This is a genomic window from Streptomyces sp. enrichment culture (assembly GCF_964273145.1).
GTDB lineage: Bacteria > Actinomycetota > Actinomycetes > Streptomycetales > Streptomycetaceae > Streptomyces.
This window is the reverse complement of sequence record NZ_OZ186873.1, coordinates 3,602,635-3,619,072: the sequence shown is the minus strand read 5'-3', so window position 1 is coordinate 3,619,072 and position 16,438 is coordinate 3,602,635. Positions and strand designations below refer to the sequence as shown.

Genomic DNA, 16,438 nt, shown 5'->3' with positions numbered 1-16,438 from the left:
GCGCGAAGGGGCCGCCCTCCCGGACGGCCCCTTCGCGCGCGGACGGATGTCAGCCGAGCTTGCCGACGTCCCGCACCGCGCCCTTGTCGGCGCTGGTCGCCATCGCCGCGTACGCCCGCAGGGCCGCCGAGACCTTGCGGTCGCGGTTCCTCGGCGCGTACACGCCGTTCAGGGCCTGCTCGCGGCGGGCCAGCTCGGCGTCGTCGACCAGGAGCTCGATGGAGCGGCTGGGGATGTCGATGCGGATGCGGTCGCCGTCCTCGACGAGGGCGATGGTGCCGCCGGAGGCCGCCTCCGGGGAGGCGTGCCCGATCGACAGGCCCGAGGTGCCGCCCGAGAAGCGGCCGTCGGTGACCAGGGCGCAGGCCTTCCCGAGGCCGCGGCTCTTCAGGTACGACGTCGGGTAGAGCATCTCCTGCATGCCGGGGCCGCCCTTGGGGCCCTCGTAGCGGATGACGACGACGTCGCCCTCCTTGACCCGCTTGGTGAGGATCTTCTCGACGGCGTCCTCCTGGGACTCGCAGACGACCGCCGGTCCCTCGAAGGTCCAGATCGACTCGTCGACGCCGGCCGTCTTCACGACGCAGCCGTCGACGGCCAGGTTGCCGCGCAGCACCGCGAGGCCGCCGTCCTTGGAGTAGGCGTGCTCGGCGGAGCGGATGCAGCCGCTCTCGGCGTCCTCGTCGAGGGAGTCCCAGCGCTCGGACTGGGAGAACGCCTCGGCGGAGCGGACGCAGCCGGGGGCCGCGTGCCACAGCTCGACCGCCTCGGGGGACGGGGAGCCGCCGCGGACGTCCCAGGTCTTGAGCCAGTCCGCCAGGGACGGGCTGTGGACGGCGTGGACGTCCTCGTTGAGCAGGCCCGCGCGGTGCAGTTCGCCGAGCAGGGCGGGGATGCCGCCGGCGCGGTGCACGTCCTCCATGTAGTACGTGCGGTCCTTGGCGACGTTGGGCGCCACCTTGGCCAGGCACGGCACGCGGCGCGAGAGGGCGTCGATCTCGGTCAGGCCGAAGGGGACGCCCGCCTCCTGGGCGGCGGCCAGCAGGTGCAGGATCGTGTTGGTGGAGCCGCCCATCGCGATGTCGAGCGCCATGGCGTTCTCGAACGCGGCGAAGGTGGCGACGGAGCGGGGCAGGACGGAGTCGTCGTCCTGCTCGTAGTAGCGGCGGGTGAGGTCCATCACCGTGCGGGCCGCGTTCTCGTAGAGCGCCCTGCGGGCCGTGTGGGTGGCCAGGAGCGAGCCGTTGCCGGGCAGGGAGAGGCCGAGCGCCTCGGTGAGGCAGTTCATCGAGTTGGCGGTGAACATGCCGGAGCAGCTGCCGCAGGTCGGGCAGGCGTTCTCCTCGATGCGCAGGACGTCGGCGTCGGAGACCTTGTCGTTGGCGGCCTCGACCATGGCGTCGACCAGGTCCAGGGTGCGGACCGTGCCGTCGACGAGCGTGGCCCGGCCGGCCTCCATCGGGCCGCCGGAGACGAAGACCGTGGGGATGTTCAGGCGCAGGGCCGCGTTGAGCATGCCCGGGGTGATCTTGTCGCAGTTGGAGATGCAGATCAGGGCGTCGGCGCAGTGGGCCTCGACCATGTACTCCACGCTGTCCGCGATCAGGTCGCGGGAGGGCAGGGAGTACAGCATGCCGCCGTGGCCCATCGCGATGCCGTCGTCGACGGCGATCGTGTTGAACTCGCGCGGGATGCCGCCGGCCTCCTTGACGGCCTCGCTGACGATCCGGCCGACCGGCGCCAGGTGGGTGTGGCCGGGCACGAACTCGGTGAAGCTGTTGGCGATCGCGATGATCGGCTTCCGGCCGATGTCCGCGCCCGGTACACCGGAGGCACGCATCAGGGCGCGGGCGCCCGCCATGTTGCGGCCGTGGGTGACTGTGCGGGACCTCAGCTCGGGCATCGTCGCTCGCTCCTTCGGAGAGTTCCGCCGGGGGGTGCCGGCGGATGTGTGACTGTCCACGAGCGTACGCCGGTCATCCAGGGACCGGGACGGGTTGTCCGGAATACGGAACGGATGCCTCGCGGCCGGAGCCGCCGGGCACCCCCGCCCTCACCGCCGCGGCGCCCTCGCCGCCGAGGACAGGTGCAGGCGGGTGAAGGCCAGGGCCTCCGCCAGGTCGGCCTCGCGTTCGGCGCTCGACATCGCGCGGCGGGTGTTGACCTCGATGACGACGTGGCCGTCGAAGCCGTGCCGGGCGAGGCGCTCCAGGACCTCCGCGCAGGGCTGTGTGCCGCGGCCGGGGACCAGGTGCTCGTCCTTGGCCGAGCCCCTGCCGTCGGCGAGGTGGACGTGGCCGAGGCGGTCGCCCATGCGGTCGACCATCCCGAGCGCGTCGGTGCGGGCCGTGGCGGTGTGGCTGAGGTCGATCGTGAAGTGCCGGTAGTCGTCCTTGGTCACGTCCCAGTCGGGGGCGTACGCCGGCATCTCGCGCTCGCGGTAGCGCCACGGGTACATGTTCTCGACGGCGAACCGCACATCGGTCTCGTCCGCCATCCGCCAGATGCCGCCGACGAAGTCCCGGGCGTACTGCCGCTGCCAGCGGAACGGCGGGTGGACGACGACCGTCGACGCGCCGAGCTTCTCGGCCGCCGCGCGGGCGCGCTGCAGCTTGACCCACGGGTCGGTGGACCACACGCGCTGCGTGATGAGCAGGCAGGGCGCGTGGATGGCCAGGACCGGGACGCCGTGGTAGTCGCTGAGCCTGCGCAGCGCCTCGATGTCCTGGCTGACCGGGTCGGTCCACACCATGACCTCGACGCCGTCGTACCCGAGGCGCGCGGCGATCTCGAAGGCCGTCGCCGTCGACTCCGGGTAGACCGAGGCCGTCGACAGGGCGACCTTCGCATCCGGGACGCGCACGACGGGCTCTGCCATGGGGACAGGTTACGGGAGGCGGACGGCGGGGTGCGGGGTGCCGGTTCGCCGTTGTGGTGTTCGTCATGGACGGGCGCCGGTTCCGTACGGCCGCCCGCGCCGTTCCCCGCCGGGGCGCTACCCCTGGCCCATGTGATCCAGCCGCCGCAGGATCACGCCCTCGCGCAGCGCCCACGGGCATATCTCCAGGCTCTCCACACCGAACAGGTCCATGGCGCCCTCGGCGACCAGCGCGCCCGCCAGGAGCTGGCCCGCACGGCCCTCGGAGACACCCGGGAGTTCGGCGCGCTCGGCGGTGGTCATGCCGGCCAGGCGCGCCACCCAGCTCTCCAGGGACGTCCGCTTCAGCTCGCGCTGGACGTAGGGGCCCTCGGCGGAACGGGCGGCGCCCGTGATGCGGGCGAGCTGCTTGAAGGTCTTGGAGGTGGCGACGACGTGGTCGGGGGCGCCGAGGCGGCTGAACTCCCCGACCGTGCGGGCGATCTCCGTACGGACGTGCCGGCGCAGCGCGCGGACGTCGTCCGGGTCGGGCGGGTCGCCGGGCAGCCAGGCGGCGGTCAGGCGGCCGGCGCCGAGCGGCAGGGACACGGCGGCGTCGGGCTCCTCGTCCATGCCGTAGGCGATCTCCAGGGAGCCGCCTCCGATGTCCAGAACGAGCAGCTTCCCCGCCGACCAGCCGTACCAGCGGCGGGCGGCGAGGAAGGTGAGCCGGGCCTCCTCCGCGCCGCTGAGCACCGTCAGCTCGACCCCGGTCCCGGCCCGCACGCGCGCGAGGACGTCGTCGGCGTTGCGGGCCTCGCGCACGGCGGAGGTGGCGAACGGCAGCAGGTCCTCGACGCCCTTGTCCTCGGCGGCCCGGAGCGCTCGGCGCACGACCGCGACCAGCCGGTCGACGCCCTCCGGGCCGATGGCCCCGTCGTCGTCGAGGAGCTGGGCCAGGCGCAGTTCGGCCTTGTACGAGTACGCGGGCAGCGGGCGCGCGCCCGGGTGCGCGTCCACCACGAGCAGGTGCACCGTGTTCGAACCCACGTCGAGGACACCGAGTCTCATGGAGGGAACGCTACTGCCCACGGGATCGCGGGTGTGCCGCGAGACCGGTTCGGCGGAGCTGCGGCGCGGTCCCGGCGGCCGGGGGCGGCGGCATACCCTGGACGGGTGCCAAAGACGAAAAAGGCGAAGGACGGAAAGACGGCCGATACGCCCAAGGACCCCAAGTCGCCCAAGGACCCCAAGTCGATCAAATCACCCAAGTCCTCCAAGCGTTCCAGGAAGGGTGAAGTGCTCAAGGGTTCGCTGCCCGCGCCGGGCCCCGGGGCCCCGGTGGACGACGAGAAGGGCCTCGACTTCGCGCGCGCGTGGGTGGAGTTCCCGGACCCGGCCGACGACGAGCAGGTCTTCCGCTGCGATCTGACCTGGCTGACCTCGCGCTGGAACTGCATCTTCGGCAGCGGCTGCCAGGGCATCCAGGCGGGCCGCGCGGACGACGGGTGCTGCAGCCTGGGCGCGCACTTCTCCGACGAGGACGACGAGCGGCGGGTCGCCGGGCATGTGGCCAGGCTCACGCCGGACATCTGGCAGCACCACGCCGAGGGCACGGAGAACGGCTGGGTCTCCGAGGACGACGAGGGGTCGCGGCAGACCCGCCCGTACCAGGGCTCGTGCATCTTCCAGAACCGCCCCGGCTTCGCCGGCGGCGCGGGCTGCTCGCTGCACATCCTCGCCCTGCGGGAGGGCCGCGAGCCGCTGGAGACCAAGCCGGACGTGTGCTGGCAGCTGCCGATCCGGCGGACGTACGAGTGGATCGACCGGCCCGACGACACGCGTGTGCTCCAGGTCTCGATCGGTGAGTACGACCGGCGCGGCTGGGGCCCGGGCGGTCACGACCTGCACTGGTGGTGCACGTCGGCGACCTCCGCGCACGGCGCGGGCGAGCCGGTGTACGTCTCCTACCGGGCCGAGCTGACGGAGTTGATGGGCAAGGCCGGTTACGACCGTCTGGCCGAGCTGTGCGAGCAGCGGCTGGCCTCCCGGCTGCCCCTGCTGGCGCCGCATCCGGCGGACCCGGTCCACCCGGTGCGGCCCGTCGAGCCGGCGGGCTCGGCCGGTTCGGCGAAGCCGGCCGAACCGGTGGGGCCGGTGGACTGAGGGGACCGGACGGAGGGCCCGGCTACGGCGTGGACGGGCCCTGGCCGCCGTCGCCGCCGCCACCGCCGCCGTCGCCGGGGGGTGGCGGCGAGCCGCCGGTGCCGTCGGTCGGGGACGGGCCGGCGGGCTCCGGGGCCGGGGCCGGCGGCGAGGGCGAAGGGGGCGGTCCCGGTTCGGAGGGCGCCGAGGTCGTCGGGGCCGGTTCCGGGGCGGGCGGGGTCGGGCCGGCGGGGTTGCCGGGACGCGGGGCCGGACGGCCGGGACCCTTGGTGCCGGGCGCGGTGCCGTAGCCCCGGATGGTGACGACGGCGCCCGCGGGCGAGAGGGCCACCCGCGCGGTCCAGGGCCCGGACGGTTCGCGCAGCTGATCGACGTACACCTTGATCGTCAGTGATTCGCCGGGCCGCAGCGTGCCCGACGACCGGCTCAGATACAGCCAGGCGGCGCCGGTGGCGGCGGACCAGTCCACCGGTGCGCGGCCGGTCGCCGTCAGGGTGATCAGCGTGGTGTCGCCCCGGCCGGCGGCGGTCACCGCCAGCCGGCCCGTCCCCTTCCCGCCGGTGCCGGTGACGCTGACGACCGCCACGGAGACGTCGGCCCCGCCGTCCTGGCGGAAGCGGACGCCGGGCGCGCTTCCGGTGTTTTCGGCGTTCCCGGAGTCGCCCGCCGCCGCGCCGTCCGGGACGTCGGGGCCGTGTGCCTCGCCGGCGCCGACCGAGCGGCCCCCCTCGCCCTCGCCCGCCGGGGTGCCCCGGTAGGCCGCCCAGACGGCGAACACGGGGGCGGCGACGACGGTGGCGACCACGGTCGTGGTGACGGCGCGGGCGCGCAGCCGGTCCCGCCGGGCGGCGCGGTCCCGGGGATCCATCGGGAAGCCGCGCCGGTCGAGGCGGGGGAAGGCGCTCCGCGCGCGCGGGAAGCGCGCCATGGCGGCGTGCAGGGCCGCGCGGGGTGCCGGGAGGACGGGCAGCTCGTCGGGGGTGACGGTGGTGCCGGGCCAGCGGCCGGGGATCGCGTGCGCGGCGGTGCGGCGGCAGCGCGGGCAGTCGTCGACGTGCCGCACCAGCTCCTGGCGCAGCGCCGTGCCGAGCACCTGCTGCCGGTCACCGGTGAGGCGGGCGACGCCGGGACAGGGATCCGTCTCGGCGACGGCGAGGGCGGCGCGGGTGCGCTCCACCTCGCAGGCGGCGGAGGCCAGCAGGTCACGGGTGGCCTCCGGGTCCTTGCCGAGGACGGCGGCGACCTCGCGGACGGCCAGGTGGTGGCGCACGGCGAGCTCCAGGGCCTCGCGCTGCTCCGGCGTGGTGCCGGCCGCCTCCGGCCAGGCGAGCTGGGCGAGTTCGCCGCGGTGCCGCTCCTGGACCGCAGCGGGCACGGACGGTTCCGCGGGCTGCCGCGTGCCGTGCCGGCGGCCGTCGCCGGGGCGGTCCGCCGCGTGGCCGCCCCGGCGTTTCCGCTTGGCCTCCGCCAGCTTCCGCAGGCACGCCCAGCGGGCCAGCGCGTACAGCCACGCCCTGTGGTCGGCGGCGTCCTGCGGGCCGCGGTGGCCGCGCCGCTCGGCGAAGGCGAGGGCGTCGCCCAGGGCGGCGGTCGCGGCGTCGTGGTCGCACAGCACGGACAGGCAGTAGGTGAACAGGCCGTCCAGATACGGCTCGTACCGCGCGGGGGGCCGCTGCGCCAGCGTGCGCGCCGCAGCGCGGTCACGCGCATCCCGGTGCGCCCGGTATGCGCCGGTCGTGCGGGTCGTGGTCTGCGGACTGCTGCTCATCACCCGGCGACCGTAGGGGGACATGGGTGGCGCGAACTGGCGGATTGGACGCTTTTAATTCGTACGGGTGAAACGATCCCTCATAAGGGGACAGGAACCTCTTGTTCCGGGGCCTGTTCCCTGCCGTCGGCGGCCGACTCCCGCCGGGTGTCCGTGCCGGTCGGGGCCCGTCCGCGGCAGCCGGGCGCGCGGCGGACGGCGAGCGCCCCCACCGCCGCGCCCGCGCCGTGCGGGCGGGGGGCGGGCGGCGCCCCGGTGGATGAGGACGGGCGGCGCCCCGGTGGACGAGGACGGGCGGCGCCCCGGTGGACGAGGACGAGCGGGGCGCCTTCCGGCAGGCACCCGCTGTCAGTGGCGGCGGTTACGGTTGCGTCATGGCTGCCCGTACGAAGACCACCAAGGACCGGCCGTCCTACCGCTGCACCGAGTGCGGCTGGCAGACGGCCAAGTGGCTCGGCCGCTGCCCCGAGTGCCAGGCGTGGGGGACGATCGAGGAGTACGGCACGCCCGCGGTCCGCACGACGGCGCCGGGGCGCGTCACCACCTCCGCCCTGCCCATCGGCCAGGTCGACGGCCGCCAGGCCGCCGCCCGCTCCACCGGCGTGCCCGAGCTGGACCGCGTCCTCGGCGGCGGGCTGGTGCCCGGTGCCGTGGTCCTCGTCGCGGGCGAGCCCGGCGTCGGCAAGTCCACGCTGCTGCTCGACGTGGCCGCCAAGTCGGCGAGCGAGCAGCACAAGACCCTGTACGTCACGGGTGAGGAGTCGGCGAGCCAGGTCCGGTTGCGCGCCGACCGCATCAACGCCATCGACGACCACCTCTACCTCGCCGCCGAGACGGACCTCGCGGCGGTGCTCGGCCACCTGGACGCGGTGAAGCCGTCCCTGCTGATCCTGGACTCGGTGCAGACGGTCGCCTCCCCCGAGATCGACGGCGCCCCCGGCGGCATGGCCCAGGTGCGGGAGGTGGCGGGCGCCCTGATCCGCGCCTCCAAGGAGCGCGGCATGTCCACCCTGCTGGTGGGCCACGTCACCAAGGACGGGGCCATCGCCGGTCCCCGTCTCCTGGAGCACCTGGTCGACGTCGTCCTCCACTTCGAGGGCGACCGCCACGCCCGCCTCAGGCTCGTACGCGGTGTCAAGAACCGCTACGGCACCACCGACGAGGTCGGCTGCTTCGAGCTGCACGACGAGGGCATCACGGGGCTGGCCGACCCCAGCGGCCTGTTCCTCACCCGCCGCGCCGAGCCCGTGCCCGGCACCTGCCTGACCGTCACCCTGGAGGGCCGCCGCCCCCTGGTGGCCGAGGTGCAGGCGCTCACGGTCGACTCGCAGATCCCCTCCCCGCGGCGCACCACGTCCGGCCTGGAGACGTCCCGGGTCTCGATGATGCTGGCGGTGCTGGAGCAGCGCGGCCGGATCAGCGCCCTGGGCAAGCGGGACATCTACTCCGCGACGGTGGGCGGTGTGAAGCTGTCGGAGCCGGCCGCGGACCTCGCCGTCGCGCTGGCGCTGGCGAGCGCGGCGAGCGACACCCCGCTGCCCAAGAACCTCGTCGCGATCGGGGAAGTGGGCCTGGCGGGCGAGGTGAGACGGGTCACGGGCGTGCAGCGGCGGCTCGCCGAGGCGCACCGCCTGGGCTTCACGCACGCGCTGGTGCCGGGCGACCCGGGGAAGGTCCCGGCCGGGATGAAGGTGCTGGAAGTCGCGGACATAGGGGACGCCCTGCGGGTCCTTCCGCGTTCCCGTCGCCGAGAGGCCCCCCGGGAGGCGGAGGAGCGCCGGTAGACTTTGCCCTGGTCTCGCCCGTCCGTACGAACCGAGTGTGCGACACGGAGCGCCCCAGAACCTGCGACCGGAGGAGTGCAGTGGCAGCCAACGACCGGGCAGCAGCTCCCGGAAAGTCCGGTGGGAGTGCCGGTTCCGATGGCCTGATGCGCGCCTCGCTGAGCGCCGTGGCACCCGGCACTCCCCTGCGTGACGGCCTGGAGCGCGTGCTCCGCGGCAACACCGGCGGTCTGATCGTGCTCGGCTCCGACAAGACCGTCGAGGCGATGTGCACGGGCGGCTTCGTACTGGACGTCGAGTTCACCGCGACCCGGCTGCGCGAGCTGTGCAAGCTCGACGGCGGCATCGTGCTCTCCTCGGACCTGTCGAAGATCCTGAGGGCGGGTGTGCAGTTCGTGCCCGACGCGACGATCCCCACGGAGGAGACGGGCACCCGGCACCGCACGGCGGACCGGGTCAGCAAGCAGGTCGGCTTCCCGGTCGTCTCGGTCTCCCAGTCGATGCGGCTGATCGCCCTGTACGTCGACGGGCAGCGCCGCGTCCTGGAGGACTCGGCGGCGATCCTGTCCCGCGCCAACCAGGCCCTGGCGACCCTGGAGCGCTACAAGCTCCGTCTCGACGAGGTCGCGGGCACGCTGTCGGCGCTGGAGATCGAGGACCTGGTCACCGTCCGGGACGTCTCCGCGGTCGCGCAGCGCCTGGAGATGGTGCGCCGCATCGCGACCGAGATCGCCGAGTACGTGGTGGAGCTGGGCACCGACGGGCGCCTGCTCGCCCTCCAGCTGGACGAGTTGATCGCCGGTGTGGAGCCGGAGCGGGAACTGGTGGTGCGGGACTACGTGCCCGAGCCGACCGCCAAGCGGTCCCGCACGGTGGAGGAGGCACTCGCCGAGCTGGACAAGCTCTCCCACGCCGAGTTGCTGGAGATGGCGACGGTGGCGCGTGCGCTGGGCTACACCGGCTCCCCGGAGGCGCTCGACTCGGCGGTGTCGCCGCGCGGCTTCCGGTTGCTGGCCAAGGTGCCGCGGCTGCCGGGCGCGATCATCGACCGGCTCGTGGAGCACTTCGGCGGGCTGCAGAAGCTGCTGGCCGCCAGTGTGGACGACCTGCAGACCGTGGACGGCGTCGGCGAGGCGCGGGCGCGCAGCGTGCGGGAGGGCCTGTCGCGGCTGGCGGAGAGCTCGATCCTGGAGCGGTACGTCTGAGGGCCGCCGTCCGGACCGGACCGCGGGGAAGTGACGTCGCCGGCCGGCTCCGGCGAGCGGGGCCGGTGCGTGCGGCCGGGTGACGGTCCGTCAGTCCTTCTCCAGCACGAACGACGTCCGCACCTTCGCGAATCCCGGCACCTTGGCCTCCACCAGGTACGTCCCGGCCCGGGCCGAGCCGGCCGCGGGCGTCCCGCATTCGGGGGCGCTCGGCTTGCGGTCCCACTTCACGGTGTAGGTGATGCCGCTGTCGGCGGGCACCCGGAACAGCAGGCTCGCCGCGTTCCTCGGGCAGTCGGCGGACGACCAGAACGGTTCGTCGTCACTCGCCTGAGTGATCGTCAGAACCGCTTCCCTCGGCCCGAGATCGACCTTGCAGTCGGTTCCCGAGGTGTTGCGCACGGTCAGGTCGAAGGCGGGCGTCTGGCCCGGCTCGTAGGCGTTGCGGACGCTGCGCACGCTCAACTTGACCGCTTCCGCGGTGCAGTCGGGCAGACCGGATCCGGCGGGCAGCGCGTCCCCCGCGCCGACACCGGCGGACGGACCGCTCTGCGCGCCCCCACCGGCCGTACCGCCGAAGCCGCCCGATCCGGCGGCGCCCCCGGAGCCCGCGCCGGTGCCCGAGCCGTCACCGGACCCGGACCCGTCGCCGGAGCCGCCGGAATCCCCGGACCCCGACTCGTCGCGCCCGCCCGGCGCTTGGCTTATCGCCGGCCCGGAACCCGAGGGGCCGGGGGTGATGGAGGGCGCGGGGTTCTTGCCGTTCGCGCCGTCCTGCCGGTCGCCGTCGTCTCCGCCGCCGGCGGTGACGATCCAGGTGATCAACAGCACCAACAAGGCGATCACGGACAGCAGAACAGCCCTCCGGCGCCAGTAGATGGTGGAGGGAAGCGGCCCGACAGGATTGCGCAGAGATCCCACGCGAAAACTGTACGAGAGATCGGCGGCTTGCCCGTTCACACCCGCCGTCCTGACCACAAGTTTTCCGGATCATCATTCCGCTTGCCGCCCCTCCACCCCTGTCTTTCGTCAGGTACGGCACCTGACGATCGCGGAATGTGACCGAATCGGCGGTACGCCTACCGTCCGTGAACATGGATTTCGTCGACACCGACCTGTACCGCGCCGTCACCGGCTTCGCCCACGGCACTCCCCCCTGGGTCCGGCACTCGGCGGAGATCGGAACGGAGGCCGGACTGCTGGTGTTCGCCGCGCTGTTCGTCGCCGTGTGGTGGCGGGCGCGGCGCGCCGGGACCCGCGCGTTGGCGCTCGCGGTGCTCGCACCCGTGGCCACGGCCGTGGCGTACGTGTGCAGCGAACTGCTCAAGTCGGCCGTCACGGAGGAGCGTCCGTGCCGGGCGGTCGCCGGGGCCGCCCCGTCCCTCGTGGCCTGTCCGCCGCACGGTGACTGGTCCTTCCCCAGCAATCACGCCACGATCGCGGGCGGCGCCGCCCTCGCGCTCGCCCTGGCCCGCCGTCTGATCGTCTGGCTGACGGTTCCGCTCGCCCTGCTCACGGCCTTCTCCCGCGTCTTCGTCGGCGTGCACTACCCGCACGACGTGGTCGCCGGGCTCCTGCTCGGCGCGGTCGTCGCCGTCCTGGCCGTCCGCCTGGGCACCCGCCCGACGACGGGGCTGGCCGGGTCGATGCGCGCCTCCTCGGCGCCGGCCCTGCGGTGGCTGGCCGGTCCCGGCCCGGCGCGCGTCCCGTCGCACGGCACGCCGCGCCGGCCGGCCCGGCACCGCTGAGCCGCACGCGCGGGTCCCCGGTCAGGGTCCGACCAGCCCGGCCTCGTACGCCACGATCGCCGCCTGCACCCGGTTGCGTACCTCCAGCCGGTCCAGGACCGAGCTGACGTACGCCTTCACCGTGCCCTCGACGAGGTGCAGGCGGGCGGCGATCTCCGGGTTGGACAGGCCGGCGCCGACCAGGCCGAGCACCTCGCGCTCGCGCGGGCTGAGCCGGGCCACGCGCGCGCGTGCCCGTGCCTCGCGGGCGAGCCGGCCGCCGCCCTCCCCTCCCAGGTCCTCGACGACGTACCGGGCCACCTTCGGGGACAGGAAGGCGGCACCGCCGGCCACCGCCCGCACGCCCGCGATCAGTTCGTAGGGGTCCCCGGACTTCAGCAGGAACCCGGTGGCGCCGCCGGAGAGCGCGCGGGCCACGTAGGAGCGCTCGGAGAAGGTGGTCAGCACGGCGACCGCCGTGCCGGGGACGGTCCGGACGATCTCCTCCCCCGCCGCCAGGCCGTCCAGGCGCGGCATGCGGATGTCGAGCAGGGCCACGTCCGGACGGTGGGCGCGGGCCAGGTCGACCGCCTCGCGGCCGTCACCGGCCTCCGCGACCACCTCGCTCTCGCCGCCGCTCGCCAGGATGGCCCGCACCCCGGCCCGCACCATCGCCTCGTCGTCGGCCAGCAGGACACGGATCACCGTGACATCCCCCCGGGTTCCTCGCGCCCTTCGCCGGACGGACCCGAACGCGGGATCACGTCCTTGGCGACCAGGCGCCCCTTGTCGTCGAAACAGAGCCTGAAGTGGTCGACGGAGACCAGCAGTTCACCGCTCGACCGGTAGTAGCAGCAGGTGGCGCCCGCCGGCGGCGCGGGCGCGCGGTCGGTGGGCGGGTCGCGCACCTCCCGCTCCGGCAGCACGCGCGCCGCCTCGCCGGCCGGCGTGCCCGGGCGCAGCCCGGCGTACGCGCTCGGCTCCAGCACCGAGCGGGTCTCGGTGTAGGCGTACCAGCCGAAGGCCGCGCCCACCAGGACGGCGCCCGCGCCGGTCGCGGCCCCCAGGCCGAGGGCGACACGGCGGCGGGCACGGGCCAGGGGGGATTCCGCGGGACGGGTCCCCCGTGGCACGGGAAGGGCCTGCCGCGCGGGCACCCGGGCGCGGACCCGGAAGCCCTCGCCGTGCGGACCCGCCTCGAACTCGCCGCCGACCGCGGTGACGGCGGCCCGCAGGCCGAGCAGGCCCGAGCCGCCCGAGGAGCGGGAACCCCCCTCGGTGGCACGTCCGTTGGTGACGGTCGCGACCGCGTCGGGGCCGTGCCGGGTGATCGCGACGGTGACGGAGGCGCCCGGCGCGTGCCGGGCAGCGTTGGTCAGCGCTTCGCGCACCACCCGGTGCAGCAGCCGCTCGGCGACCCCTCCCGGCGGCGGGGCCGCGTGGCCGCCGGGCGGCTCCCAGCGCACGGCGAGCCCCGATTCGGCGGCGCGGGCGACGAGTTGTTCCACGGTCTCGCCCGCCGGGGTCAGTGGAACGGGCTCGTCGTCCTCCCGCAGGACGCCGATGATGCGGTGCAACCGGTCCGTGGCGTCGGCGGCGGCGGACCGCAGGTCGGCCGCGGCGGCCCGGTGCTCGTCGGCGAGGCCGGGGGCGACCTGGAGCGCGCCGGCCCGCAGGGCGATCAGGCTCAGCTCGTGCCCGAGGGAGTCGTGCATGTCCTGGGCGATGCGGGCCCGCTCCCGCAGCCGGGCCCGTTCCTCGGCGTGCCGCTGCTCGTCCTCCAGGCGGGCCGCGCGCAGCCAGCCCGCCTCGGCCAGTTCGCGGCTCTGCCGCCAGTAGCGTCCGCCGAGCCAGGGGAAGACGCAGCCGAACAGCAGCGTGCCGGTCATGACCAGGAACTCGGGGGCCGGGTCGACGCCGGTGAGCGCGATCCTCGCGGTGCCGGCGCCGGCGACCGAGGCGAAGCACACCGCCGCGGCGCGCGCTCCGGCCGCCCGCAGGCCGAGCAGCAGGGCGAAGGTGCCGAGGGCCGGGCCGTAGGAGACGGTGAAGAGGGCGGGGGCGTCGGCCAGGCTCAGGGCCGCGGTCAGCGCGAACGCCGTGAGCGGCCGGTGCCGGGACACGCCGACGGCCGCGGCGAGGACCGCCAGCCCCGCCGCCGACCACCAGGCGGCGCGTGGCTCGTTCAGCCCGAGCCGGTCGGCGGTGAGCGCCGGGAGGGCGAGGACCGCCCAGAGCAGGCAGGCCGGACCGGCGCGGCGGCGTTCGGGAGGGCGTCGCATCCCCCCGACGCTACAAGCGCGGGGCCCCGCGGCGCCCCTGCCGATCGTCGGGGGCCACGCCCTCCCAGGGTGGCGGTGCGCCCGCGGGGGCCTCCTCCCGTGGCAGGATCGACAGGTCATGACTGCGCCCACGAAGCCCCCGCACCGCGGTCCGGCCGCCCGGCCCGCCGCCGACCCCGCTCCCGCCGACCCCGCCGCCGCACCCGGCGCGCCCGCCGCCGCCCCGGACGCTCCCGGCGCACGCCCCGCGGATCCCGCGGCGGAGCGCGCCCTCGGGGAGTCGCTGCACGCTCCCGTCATCGACTGGTTCGACGAGCACGCCCGCGACCTGCCGTGGCGGCGCCCCGAGGCCGGTGCGTGGGGTGTGATGGTGAGCGAGTTCATGCTCCAGCAGACGCCGGTGAACCGTGTCCTGCCGGTCTACGAGCAGTGGATGGCCCGCTGGCCGCGTCCGGCCGACCTCGCCCGCGAGGCCCCCGGCGAGGCCGTGCGCGCCTGGGGCCGGCTCGGCTACCCGCGCCGCGCGCTGCGGCTGCACGGCGCCGCCGTCGCCATAACGGAACGGCACGGCGGCGACGTACCGGCCGACCACGCCCAGCTCCTGGCCCTGCCCGGCATCGGCGAGTACACGGCCGCGGCGGTCGCCTCCTTCGCCTACGGCCGGCGGCATCCGGTGCTGGACACCAACGTCCGCCGGGTCTTCGCCCGGGCGGTGACCGGTGTGCAGTACCCGCCGAACGCGACCACCGCCGCCGAGCGCAGGCTGGCCCGCGCGCTGCTGCCGCAGGACGAGGGGACCGCGGCCCGCTGGGCCGCCGCCTCGATGGAACTGGGCGCGCTGGTGTGCACCGCGCGGAACGAGGCGTGCCACCGCTGCCCGATCGCCGCGCAGTGCGCCTGGCGCCTGGCGGGCAAGCCGGCGCACGACGGCCCGCCGCGCCGCGGCCAGACGTACGCGGGCACGGACCGCCAGGTGCGCGGCCGGCTGCTCGCCGTGCTGCGGGAGGCCCCCGGGCCGGTGGCGCAGGCGGTGCTGGACCGGGTGTGGCACGAGCCCGTCCAGCGCGCCCGGGCCCTGGACGGCCTGGTCGCCGACGGTCTGGTGGAGCCGCTGCCGGGCGGGCGGTACCGGCTGCCGCTGACCTGACGGCGGTGGCGCCCGGCCGCCCCCGTGCCGGTGACCGGCCGTCCGTGCGACGGCATCCCTCCCCCGCGGCGCCCGCGCACCCGCCTTGGCCGTTACATCCCGTTCTTCCGGTTCCTCCTTCCGTTACACAACCGACGGACAGCCGACGGACAGCCGCAGCCCGTCTCGGACAGTGCCGTGACAACGCTTCCCTACCTTCGTTCCGTGGCGTCCGGCACAGGACGGCACGGACCACAGGGCAGTGCACGGGCAGTGCAGCGGCGGCGGGAGCCTCCGCACCACGGGGATCGGGGAAGGGACTCACCATGGCGCAGGGCGAGGTGCTCGGATTCGAGGAGTACGTACGCAGCCGGCAGGACGCGCTGCTGCGCAGCGCGCGCCGTCTGGTCCCGGACCCCGTCGACGCCCAGGACCTGCTCCAGACCGCGCTGGCGCGGACGTACGGCCGCTGGGACGGCATCGCCGACAAGCGGCTGGCCGACGCCTACCTGCGCCGGGTGATGATCAACACCCGGACCGAGTGGTGGCGGGCCCGGAAGCTGGAGGAGGTGCCCACCGAGCAGCTCCCGGACGCCTGCGTGGACGACGCCACCGAGCAGCACGCCGACCGCGCCCTGCTGATGGACGTGCTGAAGGTGCTCGCCCCGAAGCAGCGCAGTGTCGTGGTGCTGCGACACTGGGAGCAGATGTCCACGGAGGAGACGGCCGCCGCCCTCGGCATGTCGGCCGGAACGGTCAAGAGCACGCTGCACCGGGCGCTCGCCCGGCTCCGCGAGGAGCTGGAGGCCCGCGCTCTGGACGCACGCGCGCTGGAGCGTGAGGAGCGGGAGCGGTGCGCGGCCTGACCGGCACGGGGCCCACCCCGGGCCGGGGAATGTTCCGGGCGTTGGGTGCGGCGGTGGCCGTGCCGGCCGCTCTCGTCCTTTCGCTGTCCGCCTGCGCGGCGGGCGGTACCGGTGCCCGCGACGAGGGGCCCGCCCACGGCGACCCGGTGGCCGGTACCGCCGCGGCGCCCCCGGCCGTGCCCTCGGCGACCGCCTCGCGCACACCCGGCCGGGCCGGCGCCGTACGGCTGGTCAAGGCCGACCCGCGGGTCTCCGCGGAGGTCAAGCGCGAGCTGAAGCCGTGCGTCGCCGACGAGTACCCCGTCGACGTCTCCTACGGGAACCTGACCGGGGGGCCCGCCGAGGACATCGTCGTCAACGTGCTGACCTGCGGTGACGCGGTGGGCGTCGGCAGTTACGTGTACCGCCGGGAGGACGGCCGGTACCAGAATGTGTTCCAGGCCGAGGAGCCGCCGGTCTACGCGGAGATCGACCGCGGCGACCTGGTGGTGACGAAGCAGGTGTACGAGAAGGGCGACCCGGTGTCGAGTCCGTCCGGGGAGAACGTGGTGACGTACCGCTGGTCCTCGGGCCGGTTCGCCGAGAAGTACCGCACGCACAACGACTACAGCAACGCCGTCGGGCCGGACGTGTCGCCCGCGCCCACCGGCTGAGCCG

The 16,438-nt window shown here is 75.0% G+C and carries 14 protein-coding genes; 7 read left to right on the top strand and 7 right to left on the bottom strand.

From position 1 onward, the window contains the following. Positions 1–49: 49 nt before the first annotated feature. The 3 genes from ilvD to ACSU6Z_RS16350 form a co-directional block, all read right to left on the bottom strand. Positions 50–1,903 carry a dihydroxy-acid dehydratase gene (gene ilvD, locus ACSU6Z_RS16360; protein ID WP_437046435.1) on the bottom strand — a complete coding sequence of 618 codons (1,854 nt, stop codon included), beginning with the start codon at positions 1,901–1,903 and terminating at the stop codon, positions 50–52. A 150-nt stretch (positions 1,904–2,053) separates the two neighbouring features. Next, positions 2,054–2,878 (bottom strand): sugar phosphate isomerase/epimerase family protein, encoded by an 825-nt coding sequence (locus tag ACSU6Z_RS16355; RefSeq protein ID WP_437046433.1) that lies wholly within the window; start codon positions 2,876–2,878, stop codon positions 2,054–2,056. 117 nt (positions 2,879–2,995) lie between these two features. Continuing rightward, on the bottom strand, positions 2,996–3,928 hold the full coding sequence (locus tag ACSU6Z_RS16350) for a Ppx/GppA phosphatase family protein (protein ID WP_437046431.1): 933 nt from the start codon (positions 3,926–3,928) through the stop codon (positions 2,996–2,998). 105 nt (positions 3,929–4,033) lie between these two features. On the opposite strand from ACSU6Z_RS16350, the gene ACSU6Z_RS16345 reads away from it, so the two are divergent. Further along, positions 4,034–5,023 (top strand): hypothetical protein, encoded by a 990-nt coding sequence (locus tag ACSU6Z_RS16345; RefSeq protein WP_437046429.1) that lies wholly within the window; start codon positions 4,034–4,036, stop codon positions 5,021–5,023. A 22-nt stretch (positions 5,024–5,045) separates the two neighbouring features. On the opposite strand, the gene ACSU6Z_RS16340 is transcribed toward ACSU6Z_RS16345, so the two are convergent. Next, positions 5,046–6,791, bottom strand: coding sequence for a BACON domain-containing protein (locus tag ACSU6Z_RS16340; RefSeq protein ID WP_437046427.1), 1,746 nt, complete (start codon positions 6,789–6,791; stop codon positions 5,046–5,048). Positions 6,792–7,165: 374 nt separating this feature from the next. Between ACSU6Z_RS16340 and radA the strand changes: the two genes are divergently transcribed. Then, positions 7,166–8,575, top strand: a complete 1,410-nt coding sequence (radA, locus tag ACSU6Z_RS16335) for a DNA repair protein RadA (protein ID WP_437046426.1) — start codon at positions 7,166–7,168, stop codon at positions 8,573–8,575. 80 nt (positions 8,576–8,655) lie between these two features. Next, positions 8,656–9,780 (top strand): DNA integrity scanning diadenylate cyclase DisA, encoded by a 1,125-nt coding sequence (gene disA, locus ACSU6Z_RS16330; RefSeq protein ID WP_437017432.1) that lies wholly within the window; start codon positions 8,656–8,658, stop codon positions 9,778–9,780. 90 nt (positions 9,781–9,870) lie between these two features. Here disA and ACSU6Z_RS16325 read toward each other — a convergent pair whose 3' ends face one another. After that, entirely contained in the window at positions 9,871–10,701 is an 831-nt protein-coding gene (locus ACSU6Z_RS16325; RefSeq protein ID WP_437046424.1) for a hypothetical protein, read from the bottom strand. 173 nt (positions 10,702–10,874) lie between these two features. Here ACSU6Z_RS16325 and ACSU6Z_RS16320 point away from each other — a divergent pair, with 173 nt between their 5' ends. After that, the gene (locus ACSU6Z_RS16320; protein ID WP_437046422.1) at positions 10,875–11,528 is read left to right on the top strand and encodes a phosphatase PAP2 family protein; all 654 of its coding nucleotides are present in this window, start codon (positions 10,875–10,877) and stop codon (positions 11,526–11,528) included. 21 nt (positions 11,529–11,549) lie between these two features. On the opposite strand, the gene ACSU6Z_RS16315 is transcribed toward ACSU6Z_RS16320, so the two are convergent. Both ACSU6Z_RS16315 and ACSU6Z_RS16310 read right to left on the bottom strand, forming a co-directional pair. Further along, positions 11,550–12,212 carry a response regulator transcription factor gene (locus tag ACSU6Z_RS16315; RefSeq protein ID WP_437046420.1) on the bottom strand — a complete coding sequence of 221 codons (663 nt, stop codon included), beginning with the start codon at positions 12,210–12,212 and terminating at the stop codon, positions 11,550–11,552. Then, positions 12,209–13,789: a sensor histidine kinase gene (locus tag ACSU6Z_RS16310; RefSeq protein WP_437046419.1), complete on the bottom strand. Its 1,581-nt coding sequence runs from the start codon at positions 13,787–13,789 to the stop codon at positions 12,209–12,211. Before ACSU6Z_RS16310 ends, ACSU6Z_RS16315 begins: the two co-directional genes overlap by 4 nt. Positions 13,790–13,907: 118 nt before the next feature. On the opposite strand from ACSU6Z_RS16310, the gene ACSU6Z_RS16305 reads away from it, so the two are divergent. From ACSU6Z_RS16305 to ACSU6Z_RS16295, 3 genes are all read left to right on the top strand, one after another. Further along, entirely contained in the window at positions 13,908–14,936 is a 1,029-nt protein-coding gene (locus tag ACSU6Z_RS16305) for an A/G-specific adenine glycosylase (RefSeq protein ID WP_437046418.1), read from the top strand. Between the two features lie 305 nt (positions 14,937–15,241). Next, on the top strand, positions 15,242–15,781 hold the full coding sequence (locus tag ACSU6Z_RS16300) for a SigE family RNA polymerase sigma factor (RefSeq protein WP_437046416.1): 540 nt from the start codon (positions 15,242–15,244) through the stop codon (positions 15,779–15,781). Next, positions 15,769–16,434 carry a hypothetical protein gene (locus tag ACSU6Z_RS16295; RefSeq protein ID WP_437046414.1) on the top strand — a complete coding sequence of 222 codons (666 nt, stop codon included), beginning with the start codon at positions 15,769–15,771 and terminating at the stop codon, positions 16,432–16,434. The genes ACSU6Z_RS16300 and ACSU6Z_RS16295 overlap by 13 nt, the downstream gene beginning before the upstream one ends. Positions 16,435–16,438: the final 4 nt, after the last annotated feature.